Annotated in this window: 18 protein-coding genes, 1 other RNA gene and 1 riboswitch; of the genes, 6 read left to right on the plus strand and 13 right to left on the minus strand. The window is 58.1% G+C overall.

What is annotated here, in order from left to right; genetic code table 11:
- Positions 1-40: 40 nt before the first annotated feature.
- From pta to pdxR, 3 genes are all read right to left on the minus strand, one after another.
- On the minus strand, positions 41-1054 hold the full coding sequence (pta, locus tag AC2FIP_RS13660) for a phosphate acetyltransferase (protein WP_496697652.1): 1014 nt from the start codon (positions 1052-1054) through the stop codon (positions 41-43).
- Positions 1055-1059: 5 nt separating this feature from the next.
- A complete protein-coding gene (gene xsc, locus AC2FIP_RS13665; protein WP_142637005.1) occupies positions 1060-2838 on the minus strand; it encodes a sulfoacetaldehyde acetyltransferase in 1779 nt (592 codons plus the stop codon).
- Positions 2839-2964: 126 nt separating this feature from the next.
- Positions 2965-4425, minus strand: coding sequence for a MocR-like pyridoxine biosynthesis transcription factor PdxR (pdxR, locus tag AC2FIP_RS13670; RefSeq protein ID WP_282021956.1), 1461 nt, complete (start codon positions 4423-4425; stop codon positions 2965-2967).
- Between the two features lie 135 nt (positions 4426-4560).
- On the opposite strand from pdxR, the gene AC2FIP_RS13675 reads away from it, so the two are divergent.
- Together AC2FIP_RS13675 and AC2FIP_RS13680 are read left to right on the plus strand one after the other, a co-directional pair.
- A complete protein-coding gene (locus AC2FIP_RS13675; protein ID WP_282021955.1) occupies positions 4561-4869 on the plus strand; it encodes an ArsR/SmtB family transcription factor in 309 nt (102 codons plus the stop codon).
- Positions 4862-5893: a permease gene (locus AC2FIP_RS13680; protein ID WP_282021954.1), complete on the plus strand. Its 1032-nt coding sequence runs from the start codon at positions 4862-4864 to the stop codon at positions 5891-5893. The genes AC2FIP_RS13675 and AC2FIP_RS13680 overlap by 8 nt, the downstream gene beginning before the upstream one ends.
- Before the next feature lie 42 nt (positions 5894-5935).
- Here AC2FIP_RS13680 and AC2FIP_RS13685 read toward each other — a convergent pair whose 3' ends face one another.
- Positions 5936-6325, minus strand: a complete 390-nt coding sequence (locus AC2FIP_RS13685; protein ID WP_142636997.1) for a hypothetical protein — start codon at positions 6323-6325, stop codon at positions 5936-5938.
- 51 nt (positions 6326-6376) lie between these two features.
- Positions 6377-7135 (minus strand): DUF1013 domain-containing protein, encoded by a 759-nt coding sequence (locus AC2FIP_RS13690; protein ID WP_142636995.1) that lies wholly within the window; start codon positions 7133-7135, stop codon positions 6377-6379.
- 130 nt (positions 7136-7265) lie between these two features.
- Between AC2FIP_RS13690 and AC2FIP_RS13695 the strand changes: the two genes are divergently transcribed.
- Positions 7266-7895, plus strand: coding sequence for a ribonuclease T2 family protein (locus AC2FIP_RS13695; protein ID WP_496692574.1), 630 nt, complete (start codon positions 7266-7268; stop codon positions 7893-7895).
- A 141-nt stretch (positions 7896-8036) separates the two neighbouring features.
- Here the strand turns inward: AC2FIP_RS13695 and AC2FIP_RS13700 are convergent, their stop codons facing one another.
- The 4 genes from AC2FIP_RS13700 to AC2FIP_RS13715 all read right to left on the minus strand — a co-directional run bounded on the left by AC2FIP_RS13700 (position 8037) and on the right by AC2FIP_RS13715 (position 11675).
- The gene (locus tag AC2FIP_RS13700) at positions 8037-8576 is read right to left on the minus strand and encodes a thermonuclease family protein (RefSeq protein WP_496786853.1); all 540 of its coding nucleotides are present in this window, start codon (positions 8574-8576) and stop codon (positions 8037-8039) included.
- A gap of 121 nt (positions 8577-8697) precedes the next feature.
- Positions 8698-9291 carry a recombination mediator RecR gene (gene recR / locus AC2FIP_RS13705; protein WP_142636989.1) on the minus strand — a complete coding sequence of 198 codons (594 nt, stop codon included), beginning with the start codon at positions 9289-9291 and terminating at the stop codon, positions 8698-8700.
- A 64-nt stretch (positions 9292-9355) separates the two neighbouring features.
- On the minus strand, positions 9356-9700 hold the full coding sequence (locus tag AC2FIP_RS13710) for a YbaB/EbfC family nucleoid-associated protein (protein ID WP_496692484.1): 345 nt from the start codon (positions 9698-9700) through the stop codon (positions 9356-9358).
- A gap of 223 nt (positions 9701-9923) precedes the next feature.
- Positions 9924-11675 (minus strand): DNA polymerase III subunit gamma/tau, encoded by a 1752-nt coding sequence (locus AC2FIP_RS13715; RefSeq protein WP_496786854.1) that lies wholly within the window; start codon positions 11673-11675, stop codon positions 9924-9926.
- Positions 11676-11831: 156 nt separating this feature from the next.
- Between AC2FIP_RS13715 and AC2FIP_RS13720 the strand changes: the two genes are divergently transcribed.
- Entirely contained in the window at positions 11832-12332 is a 501-nt protein-coding gene (locus AC2FIP_RS13720) for a protein-tyrosine phosphatase family protein (RefSeq protein WP_496786855.1), read from the plus strand.
- 1 nt (position 12333) lies between these two features.
- Here the strand turns inward: AC2FIP_RS13720 and AC2FIP_RS13725 are convergent, their stop codons facing one another.
- Positions 12334-12738, minus strand: a complete 405-nt coding sequence (locus tag AC2FIP_RS13725) for a hypothetical protein (protein ID WP_496694146.1) — start codon at positions 12736-12738, stop codon at positions 12334-12336.
- 83 nt (positions 12739-12821) lie between these two features.
- A riboswitch (cobalamin riboswitch) is annotated at positions 12822-13041 on the minus strand.
- Between the two features lie 139 nt (positions 13042-13180).
- Between AC2FIP_RS13725 and AC2FIP_RS13730 the strand changes: the two genes are divergently transcribed.
- Positions 13181-14038 (plus strand): alpha/beta hydrolase family protein, encoded by an 858-nt coding sequence (locus AC2FIP_RS13730; RefSeq protein WP_496786856.1) that lies wholly within the window; start codon positions 13181-13183, stop codon positions 14036-14038.
- Between the two features lie 24 nt (positions 14039-14062).
- Here the strand turns inward: AC2FIP_RS13730 and rsgA are convergent, their stop codons facing one another.
- From rsgA to AC2FIP_RS13745, 3 genes are all read right to left on the minus strand, one after another.
- Positions 14063-15091: a ribosome small subunit-dependent GTPase A gene (gene rsgA, locus AC2FIP_RS13735; protein WP_496786858.1), complete on the minus strand. Its 1029-nt coding sequence runs from the start codon at positions 15089-15091 to the stop codon at positions 14063-14065.
- A gap of 158 nt (positions 15092-15249) precedes the next feature.
- Positions 15250-15348: signal recognition particle sRNA small type (gene ffs, locus AC2FIP_RS13740), an RNA gene on the minus strand.
- A 39-nt stretch (positions 15349-15387) separates the two neighbouring features.
- Positions 15388-17247, minus strand: a complete 1860-nt coding sequence (locus tag AC2FIP_RS13745; protein ID WP_496786860.1) for a 5'-nucleotidase C-terminal domain-containing protein — start codon at positions 17245-17247, stop codon at positions 15388-15390.
- A 177-nt stretch (positions 17248-17424) separates the two neighbouring features.
- Here AC2FIP_RS13745 and nudC point away from each other — a divergent pair, with 177 nt between their 5' ends.
- Positions 17425-18405 carry an NAD(+) diphosphatase gene (nudC, locus tag AC2FIP_RS13750; RefSeq protein WP_496697668.1) on the plus strand — a complete coding sequence of 327 codons (981 nt, stop codon included), beginning with the start codon at positions 17425-17427 and terminating at the stop codon, positions 18403-18405.
- Position 18406: the final 1 nt, after the last annotated feature.

Raw genomic sequence — 18406 nt, forward strand, 5'->3', positions numbered from 1 at the left:
GAACCGGAATAAAATTTGTTTTTCACGGACTTGTCGAGACTTATATTCCGTTTTCGCCATGTTGCGCTTGAACAGCAGTCACGGCGATCATGTGAAGGATGTCCTCTGCCGTACAGCCGCGCGATAGATCATTTGCCGGCTTGGCCAGGCCTTGTAGGACTGGCCCGATTGCCTCAACCCCTCCGATGCGCTGTGCGATCTTATAGCCCAGATTGCCCGCATTCAGGCTGGGGAAGACAAAGACATTCGCTTCGCCCTTCAGTGGCGAATCCGTCGCCTTTTGTGCCGCAACCTCGGGGACAAAGGCGGCATCGAACTGCAGCTCTCCGTCGATCAGAAGGTTCGGATCTTTTTCGCGTGCGATCCGGGTTGCCTCGACGACCTTGGATACTTTTGGGTGTTCGGCGCTTCCCGAGGTGGAAAAAGACAGCATTGCCACACGCGCCGTGTTTCCAGTCAAAGCTGAATAGGATGCGGCCGATGCGCGGGCAATTTCCGCCATTTCTTCGGCGTTTGGATCCACCACCAGGCCACAATCGGCAAAGATGCGCGCGCCTTTGACCTCGTGATGATCCTGGCAGAACAGCATGAGAAAAAAACTGGATACCATTGTTGTACCCGGCGCTGTTCCGATGATCTGCAACGCCGCGCGAACTGTCTCAGAGGTGGTTTCAACCGCTCCGCCCACGGTGCCATCAGCGATACCCTGATGCACCAGCATGGCGGCAAAGGTCAGCCTGTTGGTGATCTGTTGCCCTGCCTCTTCAAGGGTCATGCCCTTGTGCTTGCGGCGATTAAAGAGCGCTTCAGCCAGTTCCGAGGAGATTGAGGAATGCGCCGGGTCAAGAATGTCTATCCGAGTGGGATCAAATCCTTCATGCGCATCCAGAAGGGCCGAAATTTTGGCCCCGTCGCCGATCAGGATGATCCGTGCAACGTCCTCTTTTACGGCCCTGACCGCACCTTCCACAACGCGGGGATCATCGCCCTCTGACAGGGCGATGATCTTGTCCGACGCGCTGGCCGTCCCGAGAATGGCGCGCAGCGGTTTCACGCGGATTATACCCCGGCCTGCGGTTCCATGTCGTCATTGCTGATGCCTGCCACCGCGACCGGTTTCTTCATTGCGTCCCGACGGAAGGGCTCGCCCAGTTCCTGGTTGATCATGGCTTCGATCAGCGTGGTGATCCCATTCTTCTGATCCTCAATGGCCTGATTCAGGGCTGCAGTCAGCTCATCCTGTGTGCGGGCCACGACACCTTTCAGGCCACAGGCCTGAGCGATACCGGCATAGGACACTTTGGTGTCCAGTTCGGTTCCGACAAAGTTGTCGTCGAACCACAGGGTCGAGTTGCGCTTTTCAGCACCCCACTGATAGTTGCGGAAAACAATCTGGGTGACTGCGGGCCATTCATCGCGGCCGATTGCGGTCAGTTCGGTTACAGCAATACCAAAGGCGCCGTCACCCGAGAATCCAACGACAGGCACATCCGGGCAACCGATCTTGGCACCCATGACAGATGGCAATCCGTATCCACAGGGGCCGAACAGCCCGGGGGCCAGATATTTGCGGCCCGCTTCAAAGGATGGGTAGGCGTTGCCGATGGCACAGTTATTGCCGATGTCGGACGAGATGATCGCCTCTTTCGGCAGGGCTGCCTGAATGGCGCGCCACGCCATGCGCGGGCTCATCCAGTCGGGCTTGGCTGCACGGGCGCGTTCGTTCCAGGTTGTGCCCGGATCGTCCTGCTCGTGGTCCATCGAAGTCAATTCCTGCGCCCAGCGTGACTTGGTTTCCGCAATCTTCGCTTTGCGTGCATCGCGTCCTTCGTCACCTGCGGTGTCCGACAGCTGTGCCAGGATATTGGTTGCAACGGTGGCTGCGTCGCCAACAATACCGACAGATACCTTCTTGGTCAGGCCAATGCGGTCGGGGTTAATGTCAACCTGAATGATCTTTGCATTCGCCGGCCAGTATTCCATACCATAGCCAGGAAGAGTCGAGAACGGGTTCAGGCGAGTGCCGAGACACAGAACCACGTCTGCTTCTTTTATCAGCTCCATACCGGCTTTCGAGCCATTGTAACCCAACGGGCCAGCAAACAGCGGGTGCGAGCCCGGGAAGGCGTCATTGTGCTGGTAGCCAACACAAACCGGGGCGTCCAGACGCTCGGCCAGTGCTTTCGAGGCTTCGATGCCGCCAGCGGACAGAACCGTGCCCGCGCCGTTCAGGATGACAGGGTTCTTGGCATCCGACAGCAGCGCGGCGGCTTCGGTAACGGCTGATGCGCCGCCAGAAGGCAGTTCAAATTCAACTACGGCAGGCAGTTCGATATCGACAACCTGAGTGAAGAAATCACGTGGAACATTGATCTGTGCCGGTGCCGAGGCGCGCTTGGCTTTGGTGATAACGCGGCTCAGAACTTCGGCCATCCGCGAAGGGTCGCGTACTTCTTCCTGGTAGCAGACGCAGTCCGCGAACATGCGCATTTGTTCCATCTCCTGGAAACCGCCCTGACCCATGGTCTTGTTTGCGGCCTGCGGGGTTACCAGCAGCAGCGGGGTGTGGTTCCAGTAGGCGGTTTTGACGGCAGTAACAAAGTTGGTGATCCCGGGTCCGTTCTGCGCGATCATCATCGACATTTTGCCGGTGGCGCGTGTGTACCCGTCAGCCATCATCCCACCCGAGCCTTCGTGTGCGCAATCCCAGAACGTAATGCCAGCTTTTCCAAAAATATCCGAGATCGGCATCATCGCCGAACCGATGATCCCAAACGCATGCTCGATCCCGTGCATCTGCAGAACTTTAACAAAGGCCTCTTCGGTGGTCATTTTCATCTGATTTGTCTCCGCGGATTTGTGGATGAAGCCGGACGATCAGCCCAGCCTTTGGGTACGGTTGTGGCCCAAGGGACGGAATGGCGTTAGGTCCAAAACGAAATGCGGATTAGGTCCAGACGCGGGCTACTGCGTTTGGATGGCATCCGCGATCAGCTTCACGCCCGGAGCGATGCGGTCGGGCGCGATGGATGAGTATCCGAGCCGGTAGAAGTTCTGTGGCCTATCCGGCCCAGCGAAAAACGGTGCACCAGGCTCGATGTGAACGCTTTGGTTTTGCAGGCTGCGCGCCAGCTGGGACATGTCGACATGTTCAGGGGCGGACATCCACATCGAAGATCCGCCCATCACACCGCGCCCCGCCACCGACAGCCCGTATTCGTCGATAGCCTTGTCCATTGCATCCCGCCGCTTGGACAGCTCTTTGGACATGCGCCGGATCTGTGCATCGTAATGTCCCAGAGACAGAAAATACGCTGCCGTGCGCTGAATGTGGCCCGGCGGGTGGCGCAGCACCAAAGAGCGCAGCGCGCGCGCCTCGCGGATAAATGGCTCGGATCCAACCATGTAACCAAGGCGCAATCCAGGGAACAGCGATTTTGAGAAGCTGCCCACATAGATGACACGTCCATCCCGGTCCATGGATTTCAGCGCGGGTGAGGGCGCCCCCAGAAACGCCATTTCGAATTCATAGTCATCCTCGACCACCATTGCGTCCAGATCCCGGGCACGGTCCAAAAGTTGGCGGCGACGGGTGATCGGCATGGTTGCGGTTGTCGGGCTCTGATGGCTGGGCGTGGTGAAGATGACATCCGTTTCATCGGGCAGCGCCTCGGGTGGCAGGCCATCCTTGTCCACGCCAATGGGTACGACCGCGCAGTCCCAATGGTTCAACAGGCTGCGCAGCGCATAGTAACAGGGGTCTTCGATGACGGCGGTGTGATTGTGAGTCAGCAGAATGCGCGACGCCAGCCAAAGTGCGTTCTGCGCCCCCAGTGTGATCAATATTTCTTCGGGGCGTGCCGAGATTCCACGGCGGGGCAGAGTGTGGCGGGCGATGAACTCGATCAGCAACGGATCGTCCTGATCGACATAGTCGCGGGTCAGCGATTCGAAATCCTTGTGCCCCAATGCCCGCACTGCACATAGCCGCCAGTTGGCATGATCGAACAGGGTTCGGTCCGCCTGACCATAGATAAAAGGATAGGTATAGTCCCGCCAATTCCAGGGCTTGGGCAACACATCCGAATCTACAAACCGGCGGGCCAGCGCCTTGTCCCAATCCACGGTCTCAGTGCCCCGTTGGATGGGCGTGTATTTAGGCGGTACTGGCGCATTTTCCGACACATAATACCCAGATCGGCCCCGGGCGGTCAGGTAGTCATTGGCCAACAGCTCGGTATAAGCCAATGTCACGGTGATCCGGCTGACACCCAGATGCGAGGCCAGTTTACGCGACGAGGGCAGCTTTTCTCCGACATGGAACCGGCCTGACAGGATGCCTTCTGCAATCATCTGCTGAATCTGGGCCTGCAAGGTGCCTTGCCCATTCAGCTCTAGAAAGAACGTATCTACTGAAATCCCCATAAGACCTTATAGAGTGGCCTTATTGATTGAGCAATCTGGACTCACTCTCTTTTCACGAATTCTGATCAGAATTTGTTGACGGTAGCTTTCAATATCTCTATATAACTAGAAAACTAGTTTACTGGAGTTGTGGATATGTGGGAAACCGCTGCAGCAGGATTTTCGGCGATGGGGTCAGAGGCGCGACTGAAAGTCCTCAAGACACTCGTTCGCGCCGGAGAGACCGGGCTCACCGTAGGTGAAATCCAGGAGAGAACCGGCATTGCCCCGTCGACGCTGGCCCATCACCTCCGGTTTCTTGCGGCCGGTGATGTTGTCGAACAGGAAAAGATCGGGCGCACCACGATCAACCGTGCCCGGTATGACCATCTCAGAAACCTCGCGCAGTTCATTCTGTCGGAATGTTGTGCGGACGAAACTGGAAAGGCGGCAAACGATGGCTGACCTTACTCAGAGCCCTCGGGCCCCGTTCAAAACCGTCTTCGACCTGATCAAAACCCCATGGGCGGTGATCGTCGCCATTCTGATCGCGGTGGCGATACTCGACCCAGGCAATCTAACGGAGGTGATAACATTTGCCGGCAAGGCACTGGCCCATACCGGCCAATATATTCTGTTTGCTGTGCTGCTGTTGTCATACCTCAAGGCCACCGGTGCCGAAGTCATGGTGGCCCGAGCCTTTGAAGGCCGCGAAACGCGGATGATCCTTTTGGCTGCCCTGTTTGGCGGGTTGGCCCCATTCTGTTCCTGTGAGGTCATCCCGTTCATTGCTGGTTTACTGGCGCTTGGGGCGCCACTGTCTGCGGTTATGGCGTTCTGGCTCAGCTCTCCGCTGATCGACCCGCCGACGCTATTGATTACGGCTGGCGCATTGGGATGGCCCTTTGCTATCGGAAAAGCCGTAGCCGCAGTGGCACTTGGCCTGTTTGGCGGTTTCGTCGTGCGCACCATGACGCGCAGTGGTGTGTTGACCCAACCTTTGCGGAACTACCAACCAACTGGATGCGGCAGTTGTGGACCTAAGCAAGAGGACAAACCGGTCTGGAAATTCTGGCATGACCCTGCGCGCCGGAATAGATTTCGTAGCGAGTTCTTTCGAAACGGCCTGTTCTTGTTGAAATGGCTGGCGCTTGCCTATGTTCTCGAGGCGTTGCTGATCAATTATGTACCCGCTGATCTGATCGCACGCGCGGTCGGAGGAGACGGCGTGTTGCCCATAATCATCGCGGCACTTGTTGGGATGCCAGCCTATCTGAACTCATACGTCGCGCCGCCGCTATTGGCAGGTCTGATGGAGCAGGGGATGAGCGCCGGGGCCGCAATGTCCTTTATGATCGCGGGTGCGGTTAGCTCGATCCCGGCCATGGCAGCGGTATGGTCGCTGGTCAGGCCGAAAGTGTTTGCGACCTATCTGGGCCTGGGGATAGTCGGCGCAGTGATCGCAGGGATCATCTTTCAGATGATCTGAAGGAAAAACCGCCCGGTGTGGACACCGGGCGGTTTTGCTTTGTCAGCTTGCTTCGCAATAACGCGGAAGTTTGAAGCGATACCTTGGTTCGCCACTTTCCACATAGACCCGCTTTTCGACACAGGCGCTTTGGCCAACGGTCTGGGAAATCGGGGCCTCGGTCGAAGTGATCGACGTCGCGGACCCGTCGGGTAAACGTACCGAGGCAATCACCCCGTTCTTGAGGTCGCCGTTGATAGCGGTGGCGGACAGAACCGGGACGGTCATGAAGGCTTCGTGTTCATGCGTGCCGTCGTCGTTCAGCAACAGCAGGGCTGCGGCAACCGCGATAACGCCTACGACACCGAACACGAGCAGGCCCCAGGTTCTTAGGAAGGCATAGATTGTCACGGCGCGGTGTGGGCCAAAAATGGCAGACAATATGTTCAGCATCAGAGTCTCGTCAAAAAAGCCCCGGCCAGTTTGACCGGGGCTGTCTGCGTATCAGAAACGCGGATCGCTTTCGTCTTCATCCTCGGCCTCGCCTTTGGGCAAGTTGAAGAAACTGTCGGCGTCGATGATCGGCTCTTCTTTCTCTTCGGGGGAGTCATCAGACAACGAGAAGGTCTCGAGACCCTCGATCGCCGTTGGAATTTTGGGCGCTGCGTCCATTTCCAGCGACTGCTCGGTCGAAACCAGCTTGCGGCGCTCATCATCGCTCATGACGCCACCTTCAGCGGCTTTCTTGGCGGCGGCTTTTTGCACGATTGCGTCCAGCTCGGACTGTTTACACAAGCCCAGAGCGACGGGGTCAATCGGTTGCATGTTCGAGATGTTCCAGTGCGTCCGCTCGCGGATCGACTGAATGGTCGGCTTGGTGGTGCCGACCAGCTTGGCAATCTGACCGTCGCTGAGTTCGGGGTGGAACTTGACCAGCCACAGGATCGAGTTCGGACGGTCCTGACGCTTGGACAGCGGGGTATAGCGCGGGCCACGACGTTTTTCCTCGCCACTGGCAGCGGGGTTGAACTTGAGCTTCAGCTTGTGCAGTGGGTTGCCCTGCGCCACGTCAATCTCTTCCTGCGTAAGCTGGTTGTTGGCGATCGGGTCGAACCCTTTGACGCCAGCGGCCACATCGCCATCGGCGATGCCCTGCACTTCCAACTCGTGCATTCCTACGAAATCCGCGATCTGCTTGAAGCTGATCGTTGTGTTGTCTACTAGCCATACGGCTGTTGCCTTGGCCATAAGCGGTTTTGCCATCAGCCCGTCTCCTATGCATACATCTTTCCCGTCGCCGGAATTCGGCGGCCCCGTGATCTTGGGGCAGGTTTCCGTTGTCGGGGAACTTGGGCTGTATATAGTCGCGGCAGGGCAAGAAGGGAAGAGGCGAATGCGCTGGCTGGTTCTATGGGTTTTTAGTGCAATGACGGCGCTGGCCGAGGGTGAAAAACCGGGCGCGTTCGACTACTACGTCCTGGCACTTAGCTGGTCGCCGAACTGGTGCGCGCGCGAAGGCGACGCGCGTGGGTCCGATCAATGCGATGTGCGGCATGATCACGGCTGGATTCTACACGGGCTTTGGCCGCAATTCCATCAGGGCTGGCCATCTTATTGCCGCACGGCCGAGGCCTCGCCGACGCGGACTATGACCCGTGAAATGGAAGATATTCAAGGCAGTTCCGGCCTTGCCTGGCATCAATGGAAGAAGCACGGCACCTGCTCGGGCCTAAGCGCTTCGGACTATTACACCTTGTCGCGGCAGGCCTATGGGTCGGTCGAGCGTCCAAAGGTGTTCCGCCAGTTGGACACATCTGTAAAACTGCCCGCATCTGTCGTGGAAGAAGCGTTTCTAAAGGTCAATCCGGGGCTGGAGCGCGACATGATCACCGTCACCTGCAAACAAGGCTATATCGAAGAGGTGCGCCTGTGCCTGTCCCGCGATCTTGAACCGGTGCCTTGTGGCCGGGATGTGATCAAGGACTGCGCGGCCAAAGACGCGCTTTTTGATCCGATTCGTTAGGGTTTGCGGTAAAGGCGAGATGGTGGGTAATCGCAACTTCTACGTTGTAGCCACCGCATCCTGTTCAATAGCCAGATCGTGCCGAGGCTAAGGCCTACCTTGCTATTCCAAAGTCCTCAGGGCCACTGCGATACCATAAAGCTAGTCGGAATTGCGTTTCGGGTTTACTTCGGAATGGAACGCGCGCATGTTTCCCTTTTGGCGTGCGGCTGCCCGCCAGAGTTTCTTTCGCGCATCGCCCGGCTCTAGATGCGCGTATTCACCGCCGGAAAACTTGGGCCAGTCCAGAGCCAGTCCAAGTTTAACCAATTCTGCGGCGACATCAGTACCATCTGGAAGCGTGCACTTGGCGACGATCCGATCGTAGGAAACCTCTTCTTTGATTTCGGCTGTGATCACCATGCCTTTGCACATCTTGATCAGCGCAAACTTGGATTTCTTGCCCCAGGGATGCTCAAGCTCGGGCGCATCGATTCCGGCAACCCTGACCTTGGTGCCGCTTATCACGATCGTGTCGCCGTCGATTACGTGGCACTTGCCTTTGAGAGTCCGTGTGGTTGGATAAGCCGAGGGCGGCTGCTTTGACGGAACCGGTCGTGCTCTGGTGATCGCCGGTCTTTTAGTTGGCTGGAAGGGCACCACCCTGGATCGTTTGCGCGATGATCCGAACAGGGTCCTCAATATATAACTCAACATATGAAAAACGCATTCTAAATCTGCTTAATCGATGCGTAGAATGTTAGGCTGGATACAGTATTTGTGTAAACTTGATATTTGAATTCGACCAAGTGTCGAAGCTCAACTACAACTCCTTCCGCGCCCTCAGCGCCGCCGTAATCGTCCCGTCATCCAGGTAGTCCAACTCGCCGCCAATCGGCACGCCCTGCGCCAGCGAGGTCAGGCGCACCTGCCCGTCCAGTTGATCGGCTATATAGTGCGCGGTGGTCTGGCCATCGACAGTGGCGTTCAGCGCCAGAATGACTTCGGTGATCCCCTCGGCTGTGACCCGATCCTTGAGGCGAGGAATGCGCAGCTCATCCGGGCCGACTCCATCTAATGCCGACAAGGTGCCACCCAGAACATGATAGCGGCCTTTGAAAACTGCGGCGCGTTCCATAGCCCAAAGGTCGGCGACGTCTTCGACGACGCACAGCTCTCCGGTCGCGCGGACTTCGCTATCGCAGATGTCGCAGATATCCGAGGTGCCTACATTGCCGCAATTCAGGCACTCACGGGCAGTGATGGCAACCTGTTGCATTGCGTCCGCAAGCGGTGTCAGCAGAAGGGCGCGTTTGCGGATCAAATGCAGCACTGCGCGACGGGCCGAACGTGGGCCGAGGCCTGGCAGTTTGGCCATCAGGTCGATCAGATTGTCGATATCGCTGTTCGAACTCACCGCGCTTGCTCCTGCATAAGGGCCGGGCAGTTGGGCCCGGCCGGTATTTCGTCAGGAGTGCCTATCAGAACGGCAGCTTGATGTCTGCGGGCAGGCCCATGCCTTCGGTCAGCTTAGCCATCTCAGCCTGCGACCGTTCAGCGGCCTTGGCCTGAGCATCTTTGATGGCGGCCAGGATCAGGTCTTCGACCACTTCCTTGTCGTCGCCGTTAAAGATTGACGGGTCGATATCGAGACCTTTCAGCTCTCCCTTGGCCGTGGCTGTTGCCTTGACCAGCCCTGCACCGGATTCGCCGACAACCATGATGGTATTCAGCTCTTCCTGCATATCCGTCATCTTGGTCTGTAGATCCTGTGCGGATTTCATCATCTTGGCCATGTCACCCAGGCCGCCGAGTCCTTTGAGCATCGGTATTCTCCTAATATCCGGTTTGACGCCTAAATACGGGCGCGGTCGGCGCGGCACAAGGGCCGAGCTGGCTCCCGCCCGTCGTCAAGACCTTTCCTCTCGTTGGGCCCGGCAGCGCGGGCAAGCCCGCGCTGCCGGGCCCAAGGCCGCTCAGGGGTATCGGCGTCAGCCGATGGCCCGCGGCGGGCGCGGGAGGTTTCCAGTTGGGTAAGATGGGACGGTTTCAGTCTTCCTCGAACGGGTCCCATTCGTCTTCGACCTCGGGCAGCGCCTCGGTTTCCACTTTGGCGGCACGTTCTTCCGGTGTTTCAATCCGCTTGATGCGTGCCTTCGGAAATTGCATGAGCACCGCCTGAACCAACGGGTGTTTCTCAGCCTCTGCTTTCAACGCCAGCTCGGCGGCGTCTCGAATCTCGGCGATGGTCGCAACCTCACCATCGGCCACAATCGACACAGCCCAGCGGTTGCCAGTCCATCGTTGCAGCGACGAACCCAGTCTCGCTGCCAGATCTGTGGGTGCGTTCTGTGTCGGGGTGAATTCGATCCGCCCCGGTTGGTAAGAAACCAGCCGCACCCCGTTTTCGACCTCGACCAGAAGTTTCACATCCCGATTGGTGCGGATCAATTCAACCACGTGGTCAAAACTCGGATACCGTGCCAGCGCCGATTGGATATCATGGGCCAGAGCGGCCGACGGCGCGCCGGCGGGGCTGCTGGTTGCGGACACGTAAGAAGATGATGCCGCTGGTACCGGAGCCTGAGAGGGCACGGCCATACCACCGCCCGGACCACCATTCGGAGGCGGTGGCGGGTTGTCCTGCAGGCGCTTGATCAGCTCTTCGGGGCTGGGCAAGTCGGCAACATGGGTCAGGCGGATAACGGCCATTTCAGCAGCCATCATGGCATTTGGCGCGGCCGATACCTCTTCCAGCGCTTTCAGCAACATCTGCCACATCCGGGTCAAAACGCGCATTGGCAGGGCCTCGGCCATTTGCTGACCACGAGCACGTTCATCAGGGGAAACCGTCGGGTCCTCGGCTGCGTCTGGCGTGATCTTCACAACCGAAACCCAGTGCGTGATTTCGGCCAGATCGCGCAGCACGGATAGCGGATCGGCCCCTTCGGCATATTGCCCGCCCAATTCAGTCAGCGCGCTTGCTGCATCCCCTCGCAGGATCATTTCCATCAAGTCCAATACCCGGCCCCGGTCGGCCAGACCCAGCATCGCGCGCACCTGATCGGCGCTGGTTTCACCGGCCCCATGGCTGATTGCCTGATCCAGCAGCGATGTTGCGTCGCGCGCCGACCCCTCGGCCGCGCGGGTGATCAGCGCCAGGGCATCATCCGCGATCTGTGCATTCTCAGCCGCTGCGATCTTATTGAGCAGGCCAATCATGTCCTCGGGTTCGATCCGGCGCAGGTCAAATCGTTGGCACCGCGACAGAACAGTCACCGGGACTTTGCGGATTTCGGTCGTGGCAAAGATGAACTTCACATGCGCAGGAGGTTCTTCCAACGTCTTGAGCAGCGCGTTGAATGCGCTGGTCGAAAGCATGTGAACCTCGTCGATAATGTAGATCTTATAGCGCGCACTGGCGGCGCGGTATCGGACCGAGTCGATGATTTCGCGGATATCATTCACGCCGGTTCGGCTGGCGGCGTCCATTTCCATCACGTCGACATGGCGACCTTCCATGATGGCGACGCAATGTTCGCACTGGCCGCAAGGCTCGGTCGTGGGCTTGCCTTCGCCATCGGGGCCAATGCAGTTCATGCCCTTGGCGATGATCCGGGCCGTGGTTGTCTTACCGGTGCCGCGGATGCCAGTCATGATGAAGGCTTGTGCAATCCGGTCGGCCTCGAACGCGTTTTTCAGCGTGCGCACCATTGCGTTCTGACCGACGAGGTCAGCAAAAGTTTCCGGGCGGTATTTCCGCGCGAGAACCTGATAGGCGGGGCTGGGCGTGTCGGTCATGTCTGCTCTGTTGGATTCGTGTCAGGTTTGCAGCGTAGAGACCCCCGCCGTCCGCGTCCACCGCGCGCGAAAAGGAATTTCGTTTTGGCAAGTTGCATCAGAGCCGGTAAATCATGAGGGGCTTTAGCCCCATGTGGTGATGCAGGAAAAGGAGCTGTGTTGGAGAGTTTTGCAATTCACCCTCTTGGATTGGGCAAAGGGCAGATCGCTCTGTGCCCACTGCCGGGTGTCACGGGCGATTATGCTGGGGATTTCGCAGTAATCCGGGATTGGGCGCCGGACCTGGTCATCTCGATGATTACTCTGGATGAGTTCCAGCATTCTGGCGGGCTGTCATTCGAGGCGGACCTGCAGTGCGAACGGATTGCCTGGGTCCACCTTCCAATCCGCGATTTCGGCGCCCCCACGCCTGAGGTTGAGGCGCTTTGGCCGCAAGCCAGCGCCGCCGCCCAACATGTCCTTGCCAGTGGCGGCAAGGTGCTGGTGCATTGCCGCGGTGGGTGCGGACGCTCGGGGATGGTTGTGATGCGGCTAATGGTGGAATGCGGCGAAGCGCCTGACCAAGCGCTTCGGCGGTTGCGTGCAGTGCGGCCCTGCGTGGTGGAAACCGAAGCGCAAAAGGACTGGGCCGGGTTGCCGGCCCGAACCCTTCCCTGAATCAGGCAGACACTTGATACGGAATACTGTCGCTGCGCGGCGGCAGGGTCGATACGTCGAGCATCGCACAGGGTGGTTCTGACAGAAAACCAGCGGATTTCTGGATGAACTCCGGCCCGAACATCATGTCGCCATAGGCGTCCAGCTTTTCTGTCGGCGTGTCTGTGCTGGTGCCGCAATAGACCCTGATCTGTTCTGATTGGGCCCGAAAACGGGCCGTGCAGCCTTCGGTGCAATGGGTCAGATCGCTGGTACCTTCGACCTCGAATGTTTTGGATGTCGCAGGCCTTGCCGTCGCCATCGCCTCGGCCATGGCGCGTGCCATTCGGGCAAGGGCGGGGCAGGGTTTCCCGGTCCTCTGACAGACGGTTGCGGTGAATTCGTGTGTTTTTGTCTTCCAGATCATAATGCGCCCTCCGCGCGCAGGACGGAGGGTGAGGATCAGGTGTGACAGCGCGCTGACGACCTGCCCGGACACCCCGCCCGAGTTTCGGTTTCGATACGATGGCAGGTCTCCTGACTTGCGGGTCGTCGCTTTGCCGACCTTCCCAGCCCTGGGGCCAGTGGTATTTCGGCATTGCTCACCGCTTACAGTTGCGGGGGCAGTCGCGGAGTTGGCCCTTTCCGGCATCGCCGGGGCAGACCGCACCGTGTTCCCTTTTCATCCCGCCCCAATTCCGGGGCAAGAACCATCACCACATCGCTAGCGGCTATGCAGACCCCGAGTCAAGCCACCTGTTGGGGTTCAAACCGGACGTTTGGTCATCTTGATGAAATCTTGACTCTGGTGGCCGAAATCGGGCCGATTGTTGAGTGAACCGAGTAGTTCAGAATTTGTCGGAAGCGCCATGCTTGATACCACGCCCTGCGTCCAGACTAAGGACTTTGACTTTGCCTCATGCTCTGCCAGCCTGTCGGCACGGCTGTATCTGCCTGCATCCGAGTCGAAGATCGCCGTGGTGATTCACAGCGCAACTGCAGTGCCGCGCGAATATTACCAGCATTTTGCCCGTTGGCTGGCCGCCGAACAGGGTATTGCCTGTCTGACCTATGACTACAGCGATTTCGGGCATTCGCTGCGCTACAAAATCAAAACCTCCGAGGTGACCATGGCGGATTGGGCCTTGGTCGACATGCCCGCCGCACGGGCTGAGATGCGCAGGCGGTTCCCGGACGCTTTGCAGTGGAGCATCGGTCATTCCCTTGGCGGCTTGCTGGGGCCGGTGCAGCCAGACATTGATCAGATCGACCGGATGATCTGTGTATGTTCGGGGCTGGTTACTCTGTCCGACCATCCCTGGCCCTATCGCGGGCTGGCGTGGTTGTTTTGGCACGGCCACGGGCGTCTGGCAGTGAATGCACTGGGGTATCTGCCGGGCAAAGCTGTGGGGATCGGTGCCGATTTGCCGGGCCCGGTCTATTGGCAATGGCGCAGCTGGTGCACGGCGCCGCAGAATTATGTGCCGCAGATCGGTGACGCTCTGCCCGAAGCGAGATGGGCGCAATCGAATACGCCGGTGGACCTGTTCGCCTTCGAGGACGACCAGATGGTGCCGCCAGACGCAGTCTGGCGGCTTGCCGATCTGTATGGGCCGAAGGCGCGGCGACATCTGCTGTCTCCGAATGAATTCGGAGCGCCTGAGATCGGTCATATTGGCGCTTTTGCCCGCAGAAACCGGGCGGTTTGGCCCCGGTTGATTGCCTGAAAACGAGGCGCCTTTTTGTCACGCTTAGTGTCTGCTGCGGGACTTTTTGTCGTGCATGACGGATCGCACCATTTTGCCAAAGGCTTTGTCACGTGCCCGTGACTGCGCGAGGGTCTCGGAATTCCTCTGATCTTCGCGCCGAAGCTTGTGCCAGCGCGCCAGCCGGTCGGGCTCAATCACGCCATTGGCAATCGCCTCCTGCACAGCACAACCGGGTTCGGCCTGGTGCTGGCAATCTGAGAACCGGCACCTTGCAGCCAATTCCAGAAGGTCGGAGAAAACCTCATCCACGCCGTCTTGGGCATCCATCAAACGCAGGGCGCGCATTCCTGGCGTATCAATCAGCCACCCCCCGTTTCGCATCGGGTGAAGCGCACGATGGGTCGTGGTGTGGCGACCCCGTGCGTCATCCTCGCGGATCCCCGCCGTTGTCCCGGCCTGACCAGTCATGGCGTTCGCCAATGTGGTTTTGCCGACACCGGATGAGCCGACCAAAGCAGCAGTTTGCCCGGCAGGGCACCAGGACAGGATCGGATCAATCTCTGACGCCTCCAGCGCGTTGACGGTTAGAACGGTCAGAAACCGAGCCAGCGAACTGGCCTGACTGGCATAGCTCTCTGGGTCAGGGCAGCTGTCGGCCTTGGTCAGGACAACAACCGGATAGCATCCGGCCTGATGCGCCAGTGCCAGATAACGTTCAAGCCGGGCCAGATTGAAATCGGCATTGCAGGAACTGACGATATACAGCACGTCCACATTCGCCGCGATCAGCTGAACCTGCGCACCGGTGCCTGCGGCCCGGCGTTGCAAGAGGCTTTTGCGCTCCAAAAGATGCCGAATGCGGTTTTGATCATCCGCAAGGACCCAATCGCCAACCGCAAATTCGCCGGTTGATCGGTCAGGGGTCAGATCAGATGTGCCGCCAAGCGCATTCAGGCCGATCAGGCGATCACGATGGACGGCGTTGATGCGATGCGGTGTGCAGGTAGGGTTCACAGCATGTTGGGCTGCAAAATGAGAGGACCATCCCAGGTCCGAAAGTGTTTTGGACATTGTTCTGCCTGTGTTCAGATACAGGAAACCATCAGGGTGGCAGGCGCGCACCCATCGGTAACGTGTTCAGGCAAGAGCGGGGGTTAGTCCCGGAAACGCTCTGCCCGAAGGGTCATTGCTACAATCATAAAGTCCCTCCTGCGGCAGTCGTTGCGCGTAAGTGAGAGGTTGGACATCGACCCAAGCGGGGCTCGTTGTGGCTGCTTCCTTCCGGATCTGACCAGGTTGGCGAGGCGCTCGCCCGCGCCAACCTCTCGAGGGTGGATATAGGCAGTTGGCCGGAAAAACACAACCCGTCAGAAGGTCAGAAGAATCCGTAAAAAGCCATTTTCGTCGGTTCCAAGGACTTGTGGATCAAATTCCTGAATGTCCTGCAGATGTCGGTGGGCATTTGGACCGGTGCGTAAGATCGCCTGCGTACCCGTGTTACTGGTGATTCTGAAGGGTTCCTGGGCCTCTTCCAGCGGATCGCTGACCAAGGTGCCTGACAGATAATCCAACAGGGCATGCTGGACCGGCAGGATGGGCAAGTCGATACGTTGCGCATTACCCGCAAATGGGAAATGCCCGCCCCCGCTGGCGCGATAATTGTTAAGCGCGACGGCAAATTGCTGATCCGGTGCAATGGGGGTGGCACCGACCAGAACCTCTGAAACACGCCGGTTTTCGGCATTGATCAAGGTGCCCATATCGTCGAAACGCGGAGGTTGTGTCAGATCAATTCTGCAGGACAGCCCGTATAGCACATCAAAGTTGTGACCCACCCGATTTTCGCAAATAAGTTCGGATGCAGATCCGGTCGAAATCTGGTTGAAAACAGCTGCGGACATCTCAAGCCAGTCCACGATTTGGTCACCGGATACAATGACACCCTGCAATTCGTTTGGAAAAACATGCAGGTCAACCACGTTACGCAGGAATATCTCGCCAGGCTTAACATCCGTATAGAATCGCGGCCCGGCCCGACCGCCGAATTTCGAAGGTGAAACCGCCGATAAAATCGGAATATCTGCCAGGTCGGTATCGGACATACACAGACGTAACGCGGCAGCCTGGGCGGCGGCGACCAGCCTCAGCCCACGGTCCTCGGCGCAAAAGCTGAAATAGCTGTGCAGATGGTGCGGGGTGCGGCCGACCGGCTGGCCCGCTCGCCTGCGGGTTTCGGCATGACCAGAGGAAAACAGATGCAACAATTCCGGATCTTCGGGCGCCAGTGATACCATTTCGTCGGGACGCCCCGCAGATATCGGTCGTAGCGCCGCCCGGGCTTCGCCAACGGTCCAGCCGCCGCGCTCTGCCGAGTGAAGTTTCAGGTCGATCACCCCCAGATGTGATCCGGCCGTTCCGGGTAAGACAACTGGTTTGCCATGCACCAGAGTGTTTTCAGAGCCGGCCTTGACGGGATAGGTCAAATGGGAATGACCAGCAATTATTGCGTCGATACCTTCGATTTCGGCCAGCGGAATAATCGCGTTTTCCATATTCCGTTGTGACCTGTCCGGTCCGAAACCGGTATGGGCCAGCGCGATGATCAGGTCGCAATTTTCGTCTTTGAGCTTTCTGACTTTGTTTGCCGCACAAGTCAGGATGTCCTGAGTGGTAAGGGTGTCGTGCAGCTTGTGCGCCTCCCATTGCGCTGTCTGAGGGGGAAGGACCGAAAATACACCAATCTTCAGGGCCATAGGTGTCGGCGCGCCAGGGATCTCTTTGTGCAAAATGACATGATCTTGCCAGATCTGTGGCCCATTCGTGCGCAAGGCATTGCTGCTGAGCACAGGGCAGGGGGCGTCAGAGATAACGTGCTGTAAGAATTGAAGCCCAAATCCGAAGTCGTGATTTCCCAGGCCAATCGCGTCATATCCCAGGCTGCCGAAGGCCTGCATCAGGATGTGCGGCGCATTGGCGGGATCGGCAGCCCAATCCCCCAACGGTGTACCCTGCAGAGCGTCTCCGTTGTCGAAGAGCAAGACGATATCTCCGTCTGCCTCAGCCTCGTTCCGCGCCTGCCGGATCAGGCTGGCCGTTCGGGTCAATCCGATCGTAGGTTCGTCTTGATCCGCGTAATAATCAAAACTGCACAGGTTCATGTGCAGATCGGTGGTCGCCAAAATCCGGATACCTACAGACTGATCAGACAAATGCGAAATTGTTTTCAATACTCTACTTTTGGCAGTTTTATGAATAACAACTTCAACAAAAAGCATAGTAAGTGCAAATTTTTTTATGCACTTGCGGTAATTTGACAGGATCGCCTCGGTTTTCGGTCGTGGAATTGTCGTTGCAACACCGAAGCTGTCATGGCAGCCCTGTGCAGGCGAACCAGAGGAATTTAAATGAAGAACGCGGAACAGGTAACGTTTGGTGGATCAGGGCTGGATCGTGCCGCACATCTTCGTGGAGACGTCGACGCGATGGCAGCAGCGCGAGCACATCCGAAAGCGAAATGCCTGTTGCTGTGGCGCGGAAAGCTGCTGGTTCAAGGAGAGGCCCTTGATCAACTCTGCTTGTTACCTGTCTTGCACGAGCTGATTGCAAATGGTCCCGGTGGGATCGTCCCAGCGCCAGTATTGCTTGGTCTCTCGGATGAAGTTCCGGTTTTTGCCTTTGATATATCCGATTGGATGCCCGAGGGCGTTGATCTGTCCGAGCTTGGGGCATTCTTTGACCGATCAGAGCAACAGCACCCGGATTTGCCTGAAGGTCAGGTTTTTGTCGAATTGCGCCGCATCATGGCGCGCCTTTCCCCACGTGATGCCGAACTTTCGGCTTCCGCCAAGGCGGTCATCGCATGGCATGAAACCCATAGGTTTTGCGCCCGTTGCGGCGCCGCCAGCGAGATGTCGCAAGCAGGATGGCAACGCAGTTGCCCGTCGTGTGGGGGGCAGCATTTCCCACGCACCGACCCGGTCGTCATCATGTTGATCACATATGGGAATTCGGTGCTGATGGGGCGATCCCCGGGATGGCCTGAAGGGATGTATTCGCTACTGGCCGGATTTGTCGAACCCGGAGAAACGCTGGAAGCGGCGGTGCGCAGAGAGGTGATGGAAGAGGCCGGTGTCCCCGTCGGGCAAGTAACCTATCTTTCCAGCCAGCCCTGGCCTTTTCCGGCGTCACTGATGTTTGGCTGTGCAGGCGAGGCATTGTCGCAAGAAATCACTATAGATCCGGTTGAAATCGAAGATGCGATATGGGTGAATAAGGCTGAAATGATGCAGGTCTTTGCTGGGGAACATCCCAGCCTTCTGCCAGCGCGCAAAGGCGCGATTGCGCATTTTCTGCTGCAAAACTGGCTTGCAGATACGCTCGACTGAC

The organism is Ruegeria sp. CDSB114 (assembly GCF_059611025.1).